Annotated in this window: 13 protein-coding genes and 3 tRNA genes; 7 read left to right on the top strand and 9 right to left on the bottom strand. The window is 40.8% G+C overall.

Features of this window, described 5'->3' with window-relative positions; translation table 11 throughout:
• The first annotated feature begins 15 nt into the window (after positions 1-15).
• The 3 genes from ttrB to ttrA are packed head-to-tail and all read left to right on the top strand — an operon-like array spanning position 16 to position 4,848.
• Positions 16-753 (top strand): tetrathionate reductase subunit TtrB, encoded by a 738-nt coding sequence (ttrB, locus tag P3L40_RS14185; RefSeq protein ID WP_036957869.1) that lies wholly within the window; start codon positions 16-18, stop codon positions 751-753.
• The gene (gene ttrC, locus P3L40_RS14180) at positions 753-1,781 is read left to right on the top strand and encodes a tetrathionate reductase subunit TtrC (RefSeq protein ID WP_206077559.1); all 1,029 of its coding nucleotides are present in this window, start codon (positions 753-755) and stop codon (positions 1,779-1,781) included. The genes ttrB and ttrC overlap by 1 nt, the downstream gene beginning before the upstream one ends.
• On the top strand, positions 1,774-4,848 hold the full coding sequence (gene ttrA, locus P3L40_RS14175; protein WP_136135475.1) for a tetrathionate reductase subunit TtrA: 3,075 nt from the start codon (positions 1,774-1,776) through the stop codon (positions 4,846-4,848). The genes ttrC and ttrA overlap by 8 nt, the downstream gene beginning before the upstream one ends.
• 168 nt (positions 4,849-5,016) lie before the next feature.
• Here the strand turns inward: ttrA and P3L40_RS14170 are convergent, their stop codons facing one another.
• Both P3L40_RS14170 and P3L40_RS14165 read right to left on the bottom strand, forming a co-directional pair.
• Positions 5,017-6,024, bottom strand: coding sequence for a nickel/cobalt transporter (locus P3L40_RS14170; RefSeq protein WP_247605803.1), 1,008 nt, complete (start codon positions 6,022-6,024; stop codon positions 5,017-5,019).
• Positions 6,015-6,650 carry a DUF1007 family protein gene (locus tag P3L40_RS14165; protein WP_210852620.1) on the bottom strand — a complete coding sequence of 212 codons (636 nt, stop codon included), beginning with the start codon at positions 6,648-6,650 and terminating at the stop codon, positions 6,015-6,017. Before P3L40_RS14165 ends, P3L40_RS14170 begins: the two co-directional genes overlap by 10 nt.
• A gap of 253 nt (positions 6,651-6,903) precedes the next feature.
• Here P3L40_RS14165 and P3L40_RS14160 point away from each other — a divergent pair, with 253 nt between their 5' ends.
• Together P3L40_RS14160 and P3L40_RS14155 are read left to right on the top strand one after the other, a co-directional pair.
• On the top strand, positions 6,904-7,950 hold the full coding sequence (locus P3L40_RS14160; RefSeq protein ID WP_004255839.1) for a rhodanese-related sulfurtransferase: 1,047 nt from the start codon (positions 6,904-6,906) through the stop codon (positions 7,948-7,950).
• A 328-nt stretch (positions 7,951-8,278) separates the two neighbouring features.
• Entirely contained in the window at positions 8,279-8,737 is a 459-nt protein-coding gene (locus P3L40_RS14155) for an Hsp20 family protein (RefSeq protein WP_036957864.1), read from the top strand.
• 147 nt (positions 8,738-8,884) lie between these two features.
• Here the strand turns inward: P3L40_RS14155 and P3L40_RS14150 are convergent, their stop codons facing one another.
• The 4 genes from P3L40_RS14150 to P3L40_RS14135 form a co-directional block, all read right to left on the bottom strand.
• Positions 8,885-9,478 carry a LuxR C-terminal-related transcriptional regulator gene (locus P3L40_RS14150; RefSeq protein ID WP_153673605.1) on the bottom strand — a complete coding sequence of 198 codons (594 nt, stop codon included), beginning with the start codon at positions 9,476-9,478 and terminating at the stop codon, positions 8,885-8,887.
• A 209-nt stretch (positions 9,479-9,687) separates the two neighbouring features.
• Positions 9,688-9,942 (bottom strand): biofilm formation regulator BssS, encoded by a 255-nt coding sequence (gene bssS, locus P3L40_RS14145; RefSeq protein WP_004255804.1) that lies wholly within the window; start codon positions 9,940-9,942, stop codon positions 9,688-9,690.
• A gap of 220 nt (positions 9,943-10,162) precedes the next feature.
• Positions 10,163-11,212, bottom strand: a complete 1,050-nt coding sequence (pyrC, locus tag P3L40_RS14140) for a dihydroorotase (RefSeq protein ID WP_136135479.1) — start codon at positions 11,210-11,212, stop codon at positions 10,163-10,165.
• Between the two features lie 212 nt (positions 11,213-11,424).
• A tRNA-Asn gene (locus P3L40_RS14135) sits at positions 11,425-11,500 on the bottom strand.
• 294 nt (positions 11,501-11,794) lie between these two features.
• Here P3L40_RS14135 and P3L40_RS14130 point away from each other — a divergent pair.
• On the top strand, positions 11,795-12,280 hold the full coding sequence (locus P3L40_RS14130) for a LysR substrate-binding domain-containing protein (RefSeq protein ID WP_228677251.1): 486 nt from the start codon (positions 11,795-11,797) through the stop codon (positions 12,278-12,280).
• Positions 12,281-12,391: 111 nt separating this feature from the next.
• On the opposite strand, the gene P3L40_RS14125 is transcribed toward P3L40_RS14130, so the two are convergent.
• From P3L40_RS14125 to P3L40_RS14115, 3 genes are all read right to left on the bottom strand, one after another.
• Positions 12,392-12,467, bottom strand: a tRNA-Asn gene (locus P3L40_RS14125).
• 255 nt (positions 12,468-12,722) lie between these two features.
• A tRNA-Asn gene (locus P3L40_RS14120) sits at positions 12,723-12,798 on the bottom strand.
• 135 nt (positions 12,799-12,933) lie between these two features.
• A complete protein-coding gene (locus P3L40_RS14115; protein WP_004265669.1) occupies positions 12,934-13,437 on the bottom strand; it encodes a YlaC family protein in 504 nt (167 codons plus the stop codon).
• 479 nt (positions 13,438-13,916) lie between these two features.
• Here P3L40_RS14115 and cspE point away from each other — a divergent pair, with 479 nt between their 5' ends.
• Positions 13,917-14,129: a transcription antiterminator/RNA stability regulator CspE gene (gene cspE / locus P3L40_RS14110; protein WP_004909801.1), complete on the top strand. Its 213-nt coding sequence runs from the start codon at positions 13,917-13,919 to the stop codon at positions 14,127-14,129.
• Positions 14,130-14,162: the final 33 nt, after the last annotated feature.

Here is a 14,162-nt window from a genome sequence, read left to right as displayed (position 1 = left end):
ATACTGGAGCCAATTATGGATCTGAGTAAACGAAAATTTCTACAACAAATTGGAGCCGTAACTGCGGGGGCATCGTTGATTCCCATTGCAGAAGCAGGGCTCAATTTTTCCCCGACACGTCGAGAAGGCAATCCAGAAAAACGCTATGGAATGTTGATTGATTTGCGCCGTTGTATCGGTTGTCAATCTTGCACGGTAAGCTGCTCGGTTGAAAACCAAACCCCACAAGGTCAATTTAGAACGACAGTGAATCAATATCAAGTCGCAGTGAAAGGTGAAGAAGGGTTCACCAACGTACTGTTACCCCGTTTATGTAACCACTGTGATAACCCTCCTTGTGTACCTGTATGTCCAGTTCAAGCGACTTTCCAACGTGAAGACGGCATTGTTGTCGTTGATAACGAACGCTGTGTTGGGTGTGCGTATTGTGTGCAAGCCTGCCCATACGATGCTCGCTTTATCAACCACTCTACGCAAACTGCAGATAAATGCACATTCTGCGCTCATCGCTTAGAAGTGGGTTTATTACCTGCTTGTGTTGAATCCTGTGTCGGTGGTGCGCGCATTATTGGGGATTTAAAAGACCCGAACAGTACTATTCGTAAAATGCTGACAGAGCACGAGGCTGAAATCAAAGTACTCAAACCGGAAAGTGGCACATTACCACAAGTTTTCTATATAGGTTTAGATGACGCATTCGTGCAGCCGCTGCAAGGCAAAGGGCAGCCCGCATTATGGCAGGAGGTGTTCTGATGAATGGCCAAGTGACTTATATTTCAGAAATAATGGCTCAGCCACAAGAATTCTTTTGGCTTCCTTGGGCGGTACAATATTTCTTCTTCATTGGGATTGCGTCTTGTGCGGTTCTGTACGCGTGCTATCTTCATTGGAGAAACAAACCTGAAAACAGCCGTTTAGAAATGATCGCCGTATTTATTGCTATCACAATGGGGATCACCGCGCCGTTAGCGCTAACCGCAGATTTACACCAAACCGCAAGGGTATGGCATTTTTACGCTCATCCAACAATATGGTCTTGGATGTGGTGGGGCTCTGTATTACTACCATTATTCACCACATTTATTGGTTTATATTTTGTTGCATTAGTGGTGAAACTGATTTGGAAAAAAGAATTCAAAGCAACGCGTTGGGTTGCCTTGTTAGCTGCATTTTCAGCCATCGGTTTATTGTTATATACCGGCCGTGAAGCCTCAGTGTTAAACGCGCGTCCAATTTGGTTTAGCTGGTGGATACCGGTATTGATGTTCCTTAGTGCTCTGCAAGCATTACCTGCATTGATTAGTTTAGGGGCTCGCCGTGAACCTCAATATCAAAATCGCTTAGCGCGTTTTCAAGTTGTGACATTATTATTGTTTGCGGTGTGCTTTGCGTTGTGGTTATCAGGTGACACCACTTCAGGTATTGCAGTACGCCAACAGTTAGATACGGCAAGCGCAGGCTGGTGGATGCTAATGGGGGTTTGTGCACTGTGGTTAATCACTTTTGCAATGTCCGTCAGTAATTTAAAAGCGACCCGTTCTGTTCCATATATTACTATTCTAGCTTTAATTTCAATGGCTTTTGCTTGGTCATTACGTTGGATTTTTCTGATGGAAGTTCAAGCGGTTCCAAAATATAACATTATCGCGAACCCATACCATTTCCCACTGGGAACAGATGGATTACTGGCCATCGTCGGTACATTCGGTTTATGGATTGCGTTAACAATTATTGTTCGTGAAGGTGTTCGCTGGTTTGCGAGGAGAGTGCAACATGGCTAAATTCTCAAGACGTCAATGGCTTAAAGGTGGTTTGGTTGTCGGTGGTATCGCATTATTTGGTGCAAGCTACCGTGATGTTGCCAAACGTGCAGTCGATGGTCTGGTTAATGGTACGTCAGGTAAAGTCACTCTTGATAGGCTTAATGGAAACTCTTTACGCCCTGAAGGGCAGGCACTGAAAGGCTGGCAAGAAAACCCAGAACAAGTGGTTGCGATGACCCAGTGTTTTGGTTGTTGGACCCAGTGTGGTATTCGTGCTCGCGTCGATACAGCAAAAAATGAAGTATTGCGTATCGCGGGGAACCCTTATCATCCACTTTCCCATGAAGAGCACTTTCCTTATGGAATGCCATTGAAAACGGCATTTAATAAAATGAGTGGAGAATCAGGCCTTGAACACCGTTCGACAGCCTGTGCTCGTGGTGCGACGTTAATGGAAGGTTTGACGAGCCCATTGCGTATCCTTGAACCGATGAAACGTGTGGGTAAACGCGGCGAAGGTAAATGGGAGCGCATCAGTTTTGAACAACTGATTAAAGAAGTGGTTGAAGGGGGCGATTTATTTGGTGAGGGGCATGTGGATGGCTTACGGGCGATTCGTGACTTAGAAACGCCTTTAGACCCATCTCAACCTAAACTGGGGCCAAAAGCTAACCAATTATTAGTGACCAACGCAGGTGATGATGGCCGTGATGGCTTTATCCGTCGCTTTGCACAAAATGCCTTTGGCAGTAAAAACTTCGGTGCTCACGGTTCTTATTGTGGACTGGCTTACCGTGCGGGTTCCGGTGCATTAATGGATGATTTGGACAAAAATGCCCACGTTAAACCCGATTGGGATAATGTCCGTTTCGCGCTATTCCTAGGGACATCACCTGCACAATCAGGTAACCCATTTAAGCGCCAAGGCCGCCAGTTAGCCACAGCGCGTTTACGTGATTCATTTAACTATGTGGTGGTATCACCTGCATTACCATTAACAACCACTTTAGCGAATGACCACGGTCATTGGGTTCCTGTGCAACCGGGTACGGATGCGGCATTGGTGATGGGGATGATCCGCTGGATCATTGAAAATAACCGTTACAACGCAAAATACCTCAGTGTGCCAAGTGAGAAATCCATGGAAGCCGTGGGGGAGAAAAGCTGGACTAACTCAACACATTTAGTGATCACGGATGATAACCACCCATTAGCAGGTAAATTGTTAATTTCTTCTTATATCACAGGGGAAGGTGACAATGAGAAAGCTTATTTAGTGCAAGATGCTGCGGGTGAATTAAAACTGGCTGATGAAACGCCTACGGCCGAGCTCTTTGTGACACGCCAAGTCACCTTGCACGATGGCAGTGAAGTGACCGTTAAATCTAGCTTCCAATGTTTAAAAGAAGCGGCAAATCGTATGACTTTGGAAGAATACAGTCAGCGTTGCCATGTTCCAGTGAAAACGATTGAATCGTTGGGTAAAGCATTAACTTCTTATGATAGAAAAGCCGCCGTCATCTCTCATGGCGGTATGATGGGGGGTAATGGTTTCTACACTGCATGGTCAGTTATCATGCTTAACGCATTGATTGGTAACCTGAACTTGAAAGGCGGTGTTTCTGTTGGTGGTGGTAAATTCAATGGGGAAAACGATGGGCCGCGTTATAAAATTGCCAGCTATAAAGGCAAAGTGAAACCTAAAGGTGTGGTGCTGTCGCGCAGTAATGAAGTGTATGAAAAATCAGATGAGTTCAAAGCACGTCAGGCAGCGGGTGAAAATCCATACCCAGCAAAAGCCCCTTGGTACCCGTTTGCTAAAGGTCAATTAACAGAGCAGTTAGCATCTGCCTTGATGGGATACCCCTACGCACTGAAAGCGTGGATCACCAATATGACTAACCCTGTATATGGTATTGCAGGTATTCGTCAGGTGATGGAAGAAAAACTGAAAGATCCTAAACACCTGCCGTTGATTATTGGTATTGATGCCTTTATGAATGAAACCACGGCATTGGCAGATTACATTGTTCCAGATACCCATAACTTCGAAAGTTGGGGGTTTAGTGCACCATGGTCTGGCGTGCAGGTCAAAGCCAGCACAGCACGTTGGCCGATTGTTGAGTCACGTACTGCGAAAACAGCGGACGGCCAGCCAGTTTCGATGGAGAGTTTCTGCATTGCTGTAGCGAAAGAACTTAATTTACCCGGCTTTGGCGATAACGTGATTGAGGATATGGATGGCAACATGCATTCACTCAATACAGCGGAAGACTATTACTTAAGAGTTGCTGCAAATATGGCGTGGTTAGGGGAAAAACCAGTCCCTGAGGCCGTAACAGAAGATATCCAAATCAGTGGAGTGGAGCGTATTTTACCGGCTATTACACGGACTTTAAAACCAGAGGAAGTTCGCCGTGTTGCCTATATTTTCACACGAGGTGGCCGTTTTGCGCCTTATGAAAAAGCGTGGGATGGCGATGCAACAGGTCCTCAATGGAAAAAAGGCTTACAAATTTGGAACCCAACGGTGGCCGTTAATCGCCATGCCATAACCGGTGAACGTTATAGCGGTTGCCCGACGTATTACCCGCCTCGTATGGCGAATGGGGATGATGTGAATGCAGTATTCCCAGAAAAAGAGTGGCCGCTGAAGCTGATGTCATTTAAATCCCATGTGATGAGCAGCTCAACCACCGTTATTGAACGGCTCCGCCATGTGAAACCGACGAATCTTGTTGCTATCCACCCCGATGATGCAGCGAAAATGGGGGTAAAACATGGAGATTGGATTAGGATCACCACACCGGGGGGTCATGCTGAAGCCCAAGTAAGCGTACTTGATGGCGTAATGCCTGGAGTGCTTGCGATTGAGCATGGCTATGGGCATACCGAGATGGGAGCGAAACAGCATTATCTGGATGGCCAACCTATGCCAATGAATGCGGCAAATGGTTCAGGAATTAACTTAAATGACCTTGGGTTTGCTGACCCAACACGTGAAGTCGCTAACACGTGGTTAGATTGGGTTTCGGGGGCATCGGTACGCCAAGGCTTACCTGCTCGCATTGAGTTAATTGGTTAAATGAAGTAGTAAGGATGGCTAGTGGTGGGGACCTGCATAGCTTCACCATTAGCCATCTGGTAGTTGGCAATAAGTAGTAAGCAGTTGACATTGCGCATAAAACGGTGTGTTACCACACCGTGACTTCGGCAAATGCCTGGGAGGGGGAGCCCTCCCTTTTTTAATGGTTTATCGCAAGAGTGGCGAAACCGACTGTTCTAAGCCGATGCTTTGTAGCATCAAAACCCCCATCAAAATAAATAAAATACCGGCCAAAATTTTCAGTGTGATTGCCCAATATGGGGAAAATGACTTTCCTTTTAAGCGAGATACGCGAACCGCATTATCACGCATTAAATGAACAAAAAGAGCGATTAAACAAATAGTTAATGCAGTCCCCATTGCCATTGCTAAGGCAGCGATAACCCCCCACGCATAGACCTCAATGACATAAGAAAACAGCAATACAAGAATTGCCCCAGAGCAAGGGCGGATACCCATCGATAGGATAATCAATAGCTTACTTTTAAAACTGGATTGTAATTGATGGGACTGGATAACGTGTTGGTGCCCACAACCACAGTTGTCCGAGTGGCTATGGGCTTTTGTTTTACTTATTGCTTTCGTTGATGAATTCAGTGGTTGAATGCTTTTTATCTTGAGTGGTGCCAAGTGCCTTGATTTGCGGATTGACCAGCCACGACGCAATGCGCTGATGCATAAATAGCTACCCAGCAAAATGACAAATAGATAACTCGTTTGCTCTGCATATAAACTGGCTTGGTTGAGATGCTTAGTAGAGAGTTGGAATAGGATTAAGACTAAGGAAACTAAAGTAATCGCAACAAGCCCTTGTAAGAGCGAGGCAAGTAAACTAATGATAACACTCTGTTTTAAATGAGTCGCTTGGGTGGCAATATAAGTGGTAATAATTAATTTGCCATGCCCCGGCCCAAGGGCATGCAAAAAACCATACGCAAAACTGGCAACTACCAGTAACCCACCTGCATACCATGGGCGAGAGGTGGTTTCTTGCAATAGGTAAGATAGCCCTTGGTTTAACTGTTTTTGCCAAGCTAGGCTAAGTTGTAACCATGATCCCCAGTGGGTGTATAGCTGCCAAGCGGCATAGGTTATAAGCCCCATAAACAGCGCAGTAATTATTAGTCTTTGCGTACGTAAAGGCATTATGGACATTGAATATCAACCCGTTGTGCAAATTGTTTGCCAAGTGCCAAATCTTCTTCTGGGCTATCACTTTTGTCTAAAGAGAAAGCGTAGGCGCGCATTGAATCGGTCACATTTGCTTCTTGTAGTTCCATCTGGCAATTTGCTGCAATATCTAAAGGTAGGTTAACTTGCTGTTTATTTTGGTAAGTCATGCTGACGTAGAATGTTGGGTCGTAAGTTTGAATTTCCACATGGGAACCTGCTATAGGCAGGGGTTGCATAAATGAAGCGGTAAAGAAGAAAACTAAAGAAAAGCCATCTTTTTCTAAATGGTAGCTATCAGGAATACGTTTAAAACTGACTTTCTTCCCCTGATAATAAAAATCAGTGAAATAATCTTGCATTAATATATTCGCCATAATAATAGCTTCTTGCTGTTTCCAACGCGGGTCATCCGGTTTAATGCCTTTTAATTCATACGCGATATCCGCTGATGTCATTGGATCCATTTTCCAAACATAGCTAATCCCTGAGTATTTATCTTGTTTACTTTCAAGGGAAATTTGCATTTCAATAAAACTATGAGGGTGTGCCGCTACTTGTGGAGTAACCATAAACAGAAATAGAAAATAGAAAGGAAAAAATCGCATCATTCAGTCAGCTAAATTGGTTTATCAAAACAATGTTATAACATAACGAAATGCAAACTAAAATATCTCGTAGTGATTTAAAATTCAACCTAAAACGATTGGTTAATACTTTTATCACGATAACCCTACAAATAAAGGGTTTTTTATTAACATAATAAGAGGGATAATACTCACCAAGATTTAAATAGGGTGGCAGCTCGCCTGAATTTATTTAAATTAAAATATTATCAATGAGTTAAATAGGATTAAGAACACCATGCCAGTGTTACATAACCAAATTTCAAATAAAATATTAAAAGAACGTATGTTGGCAGAGGTTGAGCCGCGCACCACTATCTCTTTTTATAAGTATTTTAATATTCAAGACCCAAACGAATTTCGTAATCAATGGTACCAACAATTTAAAGCATTAAGCGTTTTTGGACGTGTTTACATTGCAAAAGAAGGTATTAATGCGCAAATCAGTGTGCCGGAATCTAATGTGGGCGCATTGCGCGAACTTATTTATGCGACAGACCCTGCATTAGATAACTTACGTTTAAATATTGCGATTGATGATGACGGTAAATCGTTCTGGGTGCTGCGTATGAAAGTCCGTGAGCGCGTGGTGGCTGATGGTATTGAGGACGAAACATTTAACCCTGCAAATACAGGTCAATATCTAAAAGCTCACGAAGTGAATGAAATGATTGATGACCCAAATACTGTTTTCGTCGATATGCGAAATCATTATGAGTACGAAGTAGGGCGTTTTGATAACGCGATTGAAATACCTTCAGATACATTTAGAGAGCAACTGCCAATGGCGGTGGAAATGCTGCAAGAGCAAAAAGACAAAAATGTCGTAATGTATTGTACTGGTGGGATCCGTTGTGAAAAAGCCAGTGCTTATATGCTGCATAATGGCTTTAAAAATGTTTACCATGTTGAAGGTGGGATTATTGAATACGCACGTAAGGCGAAGGAACAAGGGTTGCCTTTGAGGTTTAAAGGGAAAAACTTTGTTTTTGACAACCGAATGGGAGAGCGTATTACAGAAGACACATTAGCACAATGCCACCAATGTGGTGCACCTTGTGATACACACACCAATTGCCGTAACGATGGCTGTCACTTGCTGTTTATCCAATGCCCTAGCTGTGCAGAAAAGTACGAAGGTTGCTGCAGTTCGTCTTGCACTGAAGAAATGAAACTTCCAGAGCAAGAACAACGCGCACGCCGTGCAGGTCGCGAAGTCAGTAATAAAATCTTTAATAAGTCACGTCACCGTTTATCCGATGGGTTATTAAATAAAGATAACTAATTATTGATGTTCTCTATAATAAGAAAGCCCTGTAATTAGGGCTGATTAGAGCAAGATAAAATTAATTGAAATAAAAAATTTATTTCATTCGATGTCATTACGTTGCTTATACCCCATACATTTCGTATGAAATTCATGGGGTATTTGTTTATGGTTTACAGCAGGTAACGCCATTTTGTAAAGAAGTGTAATTTAAGACTTGAAATACGCGTAACTGGCACTATATAAGAATTGCACCAAGAAAGAGCATTATCCCATACTAGGTACACAGGTAATGGTGCATAGTCGTATGTGTTTAGTTTGATATAAAAATATTGAAGGAGAAATTATGTCTAACATTAGATCTTTTTCATTATTCCCAACATTATCCGATAGCCTACTTTCTAACAGATTTGACCAAATGGATCGTTTGTTTAGCCAGCTAACAGGTAATAGGCCTTTAACTTCAGAGCATCCGTATAATTTAAAACAAATAAATGAAACAAGCTATCAATTAACGGTTAGTGTTCCAGGTTATAAGGAAGAGGACTTAAGCGTATCCCTAAAAGGCGGGAAATTGTATGTTCAAGGTGAGCAATCAGCAGAATTAGTTAATGATTCTGAGAAATGGATCCATCAAGGAATAACGCAAAATAAGTTTTCCCTTGAATTTAATCTCGGTAAAAATGTGAAGATAGAAAGTGCTGAGTTATCTAGTGGTTTACTAACTCTGGATATTGAATATGAAATCCCGGATGAAGAAAAACCTCGAGTTATCGCTATTGAAAATAAAGATATAAAATCATAGAACTAAAATTTATGACTCGTCAGCAGCAGTTAGAGTGACTTTATAATATTGGACACTTTTGCTGACCGGTTTGTAAGGCCTGATTCCGTTATTTAAATGGAGTCAGGCCTTTTAGTTTTGTTTCAGTCGATTTAAATTAAAACATTTTTAATATAAATATTTAAATACATTATATATAAAAAATAACTCAATTCTATTTTTGACGAAAACTTTAGATGCGATATGTCTTTTCTGTGAATAGACAGTACTATTACTAATTCCTAGTTTTCGAGAAATAATATGATTGGGTGTCTCATTCATCCAGTTATTAATAATATTTTGTTCTTTAATCGTGAAAATGGATGACTCAATATTATTAGCAAGTTTGGTGATTTTTTCTATTTGTTCATGGTCACGAATAACTTTATCAAGCGTTTGAATAATAATGCTTTTTGATAGAATAAAGTAATTGTCTTTTAATAATAATGGGTTGTTTGTTTGCGGATAAGGAGCATTAATATAAATATAAAAGCGTGCATTATTAGTATTACTTAATAACTGCTGTAGAGTAGGGCAGTAATCAGAGTAATTACAATAGTAGGTTAGATTCACCAGTATAATGCTTGGTAGGTTTGTGTTCATAAAACCAATGGCTTCTTTTATACATCCTGTACTAATAAATTCGAGTTTTTTATTTTTAGATAAATATTCTGTAATGCCAAGACGTGTATAATAACATTCATCAATAACTAATATTCGCATTGGAACATCCTTGTTCAAGAAGATGGCTTACAATAAATTGGAATTGATAGAGAAGTCAACCAAGGATTAATAAAAACAATAAATAGTGTTCTTATTTGAAATTGCTAATTAGTAATTAATTAATAAGGTAATTATATAAAGACATATAATTATCTATATAGATGAATAAATTAAATGGATATTAGTGGCACTAATATCCATTTATTTTCCTAGTGTGTTTTAAAATCAAACTCAACATATTCCCCTGATTCTATCTTGTCTACGCCTGCTTGGAGAATATGAATAAGTTGTTTAGCCACATCAGTCGTTAGCCACATGGTTTTATCCACAATAGCATCACCTGTGTGTTTATCTTGCTCGGGGAGGTAGTGCAAACGCAACATCATAGCGTCGTAATCATCGACTGTGCTGATGTCCCAGCCAACTACTGGGTGGGTTTGAATGACATCATTTTTTTTATTCATATAAACCTCCTAATCAAACATCGTGATAAATAATAAATATCTATAACTGACTAAGAGCAATGACCTCGTGATGAGTCCACTTTTAGTATAAGGAGATTTCGCTAATAAGAAAGCAAATAAAACATTTTTTTTGTTTATATAGCAGAAAATGCATAAAACAGATAATAAGGATTGTAAAAATAGAATGGGAAGCATTTTGAACTTCCCATTGGTGTATAAACTACTGACCCAGAGCAACACTCCAGCGAGCATCTTCCCCTGCTAAGAAAGGAACTAATTTATCATTACAGCAATCAATCGATTCGCAAGTAATATTTTGTTCTTTAGTTAGCGTAATGGTTCCTTCATTTACGGGTAAGTTATAGAATTTAGGACCATTTAGTGAACAAAAAGCTTCGAAATGTGCCAAAGCACCAAGCTCTTCAAAAACAGTCGCGTAAGCCGCTAATGCAGTGGGAGCATTAAAGACCCCAGCACAACCACAGGAAGACTCTTTACGTGATTGTATATGTGGTGCGGTGTCGGTACCAAGGAAGAAACGGTCACAACCTGAAGCAACGGCTGCACGTAATGCTTCTTGGTGTACATTACGTTTCAAAATAGGCAAGCAAAATAAGTGCGGCCTTATACCACCAACTAACATATGGTTACGGTTAAACATCAAATGTTGAGGTGTTAAAGTTGCAGCTGTAAATTCATTTGCTTCTTGGACATATTGCGCCGCTTCTTTGGTGGTTATATGTTCAAAAACGACTTTGAGTTTTGGAAACTGTGCCCGTAATGGAAACATAACTTGCTCAATAAATAACGCTTCGCGGTCAAAAATATCGATATGGCTTGCGGTGACTTCACCATGGACCAGCAATGGCATTCCTGCTTGTTCCATCGCAGCTAATACGGGATAAATTTTTTTAATATCAGATACGCCATGACTCGAGTTTGTTGTTGCATTAGCCGGGTAGAGTTTACAGGCAGTAAATACCCCTTCGTTAAAGCCACGAACCACTTCAACAGGATCTGTGCTATCAGTAAGGTAGCAGGTCATTAAAGGGGTAAATTGATGCCCTTCTGGAACCGCTTTTAGGATGCGTTCACGATAAGCTTTTGCGGCTTCAATCGTTGTGACTGGTGGCACTAAATTCGGCATGACAATTGCACGGCCAAAAAATTCACTGGTATAGGGAACGACCGTTTTTAACATATCATCATCGCGAAAATGAACATGCCAATCATCAGGGCGGCGGATCGTTAGGGTAGTTACAGTTGTCATTAAACCGGCTCCATAGGGGAAGAGTGAATGATGAGCGAGTGCTCAAGCCGGAATAGAATGATAAAGGTAAAGTAAAAAAATAGCTATGAGAAATCACGATTATAGCTTATTTCAGGGATAGATCGCGCAAATAACGTAAATAGGTGGCTTATTTAGTTCGTTCAATAGCAAAAAACCTGCTTAAGTTTCCTTAAGCAGGTTTTTCTAAATTTTGGCTCCTCCAGCTGGACTCGAACCAGCGACATACGGATTAACAGTCCGCCGTTCTACCGACTGAACTATGGAGGAACTCCTTGGTACGCAGAGGATATTAGCTTTCTCTCACCGCATTGTCAAAGGAGAATATCGAAAAAATTGTTTGTTTGCCTGTTATCTGTGCGAACTGTCGGAAGTTTGATCGAAAATAGAGTAGTGGTGATTAATCAAGGTCATACACTAACGAAAAGACTAAGACAAATCTGAGTTGATGAGCGGTATATTATTTCAAGTTTAGTGGTTAATCGTAGTTAATCACTACTAAGTCATGGATGGATATAAAGTAGTTTAATTTTTATCGCGGAAAGTGATACTGAAGATGATTCCTTGCGCAGTGGCAAGGTGGATTTGGTTATCGGTTCCTCTCGAGACTGGCACCCTGAAATAAAGGCTCAGAGCTTATTTAATAGTACTTTTCAGGCATTAGTTCGCCCAGGGCATCCAATTATCGGGCAGGTGACGCCTGAAAGCTTAACACATTACCCACATATTAGCGTATCGCGCCGAGGGCGTACATTGGGGCCAATTGATGACGCATTACGCGACCTTCAATTACAGCGTAATGTTGCATTGACTTTGCCTAGTTTTCATTCAGCCATGATGTTAACCATGAACTCTGACTATATTTTGCCGCTCCCTCGTCATGTACTGCAAGGGGTAAAGAGTGTTAATTTGCCATTGGTTGAAATTGAACTTCCTTTGGGATTGGTGCCTATATTTATCGTGCAAGCATGGCACCCAAGGTTAGATAGGGACCCTGCGCATCAATGGTTACGCCAGACGATTAAACAATTTTTTCTAGAGAAAGAGTAAGAATTTATTTTATCGTGGGAACTCTTGTATTTGCCGTAAGTAAAGTAATACTAAGAAGAGTGATTTTTAGGTAGATAGCAAAAAGCCCGCATTAAGCGGGCTTTTTAAATTTGGCTCCTCCAGCTGGACTTGAACCAGCGACATACGGATTAACAGTCCGCCGTTCTACCGACTGAACTATGGAGGAATTGCTTTGTTCCTGAGAACGAGGCGCATATTACCCATCCTGTTCACTGTTGTAAAGTATAAAAATGAAAAAAAATAGCCAAGTGGGCGTTAAGTAATCGATTTGGTGGTTATCTATCCTAATATATGATGCGTAATGCATACCAGATGGATATGAGAGGTGCTAGGGGATCATTGATAGTAGAGATGAATGATATAATGGTGATATATATTTAGCAGATAGCAAAAAGCCCGCATTGAGCGGGCTTTTTAAATTTGGCTCCTCCAGCTGGACTTGAACCAGCGACATACGGATTAACAGTCCGCCGTTCTACCGACTGAACTATGGAGGAATTGCTTGTTCCTGAGAACGAGGCGCATATTAACGATATCATCTCAGGCTGTCAATCATAAAAACAGAAAAAACATCCAACTGCTCATTCAATGCACATTATGACGAAGTTTTACTCTAGTTAATTGATATTGAATTAATTTTGAGTTGCAAGTGTACCAGGTAATTGCGTAGAAACTTCAGGATAAGCGACATGATAGATATCATAAAAGGAAATCATTCCTTTTAATGCAATTAAACGCGATATTTCTTGTTTTATAGCAGAACTAACATCTTGTGAATCAATGATTTTGCTTATCGCATTATCAGAAACTGGTTCAGTAACAAACCATTCCCCGTTATAACAGACACGTAAATCTAAGACGCCAATATCTTCAAAGTGATAAACAGGTTTGATGTCAAAAAGTAGTACACTTGCTAATACAATAAAAAGAATGGTGATACCCAGAGCCCAATAAGGACCAAAATAAGGGGCATACCAAAGAATAATGGCTAGGGGGACATAAGCCGCAACCATACCAATACATAAATAAGGGTGGTTGGCGAGAAATTGGCTATTAAAATAAGGTTTCCCATCACGGTTTTCACGTTTATTGATGGCATCCAAATCTTCGACGAGTATTTGTTTGATAATATCCATGTGTATAACTCTTTGTCAGATATCTATACTAGGAGGGTATCACGAGCCGTTGAGATTGTTATATATCAGTTAAAAAAAATATTTACACAGATTGTCATCGTATCGGATAATTCTTACTGACATTTATTAGGTTGTTGGCTTTTTAAATTAAAGTTTTCTTTAAACTATCAACTAAATGCAGCGTTTTTGTTAACGTTATAGCCGATAAAAGTGACGCAATCGAAAAAACAGCATATTTTTGAGGTTTGCTCGTATAAAATAGTTGCTATTATCTTTAAGTCATGAGTTAATGAGTGTCGGCCTGTTTAGCAGTCCTATTTGATGTATGATTACTGAGTTAGTGTGTTCTAAAGAAGAAAGTTATCACAGATAGCCTTTGACCGTGACGCTTCATCTTGGTGTTTCCCTGATTAAATAGTTGACTCTGGCCCGTATATGCCAAAAGGCAAGTTTTTTTGATGTTATATAGGAAAAGTCAAATGTCCGACAAAATGAAAGGTCAAGTTAAGTGGTTCAACGAGTCTAAAGGCTTCGGTTTCATCACTCCAGCTGATGGTAGCAAAGACGTTTTCGTCCACTTCTCTGCCATTCAGGGCAATGGTTTCAAAACTCTGGCTGAAGGTCAGCAAGTTGAATTCACCATTGAAAACGGTGCAAAAGGCCCAGCAGCTGCTAACGTAACTGCTATCTAAGCTAATTGCTTAACTGATTTTCTAAAGCCCGTC

The organism is Providencia sp. PROV040 (assembly GCF_032706145.1).
Classification (GTDB): Bacteria; Pseudomonadota; Gammaproteobacteria; order Enterobacterales; family Enterobacteriaceae; genus Providencia; species Providencia hangzhouensis.
This window is presented reverse-complemented; position numbering and strand designations above follow the sequence as displayed.

What these genes read in the sequence shown, in the direction of transcription:
- ttrB (WP_036957869.1), top strand. Translation starts at nt 16, where the DNA reads ATGGATCTGAGTAAACGAAAATTTCTACAACAAATTGGAGCCGTAACT.
- ttrC (WP_206077559.1), top strand. Translation starts at nt 753, where the DNA reads ATGAATGGCCAAGTGACTTATATTTCAGAAATAATGGCTCAGCCACAA.
- ttrA (WP_136135475.1), top strand. Translation starts at nt 1,774, where the DNA reads ATGGCTAAATTCTCAAGACGTCAATGGCTTAAAGGTGGTTTGGTTGTC.
- P3L40_RS14170 (WP_247605803.1), bottom strand. Translation starts at nt 6,024, where the DNA reads ATGTCCATAATGCCTTTACGTACGCAAAGACTAATAATTACTGCGCTG.
- P3L40_RS14165 (WP_210852620.1), bottom strand. Translation starts at nt 6,650, where the DNA reads ATGATGCGATTTTTTCCTTTCTATTTTCTATTTCTGTTTATGGTTACT.
- P3L40_RS14160 (WP_004255839.1), top strand. Translation starts at nt 6,904, where the DNA reads ATGCCAGTGTTACATAACCAAATTTCAAATAAAATATTAAAAGAACGT.
- P3L40_RS14155 (WP_036957864.1), top strand. Translation starts at nt 8,279, where the DNA reads ATGTCTAACATTAGATCTTTTTCATTATTCCCAACATTATCCGATAGC.
- P3L40_RS14150 (WP_153673605.1), bottom strand. Translation starts at nt 9,478, where the DNA reads ATGCGAATATTAGTTATTGATGAATGTTATTATACACGTCTTGGCATT.
- bssS (WP_004255804.1), bottom strand. Translation starts at nt 9,942, where the DNA reads ATGAATAAAAAAAATGATGTCATTCAAACCCACCCAGTAGTTGGCTGG.
- pyrC (WP_136135479.1), bottom strand. Translation starts at nt 11,212, where the DNA reads ATGACAACTGTAACTACCCTAACGATCCGCCGCCCTGATGATTGGCAT.
- P3L40_RS14115 (WP_004265669.1), bottom strand. Translation starts at nt 13,437, where the DNA reads ATGGATATTATCAAACAAATACTCGTCGAAGATTTGGATGCCATCAAT.
- cspE (WP_004909801.1), top strand. Translation starts at nt 13,917, where the DNA reads ATGTCCGACAAAATGAAAGGTCAAGTTAAGTGGTTCAACGAGTCTAAA.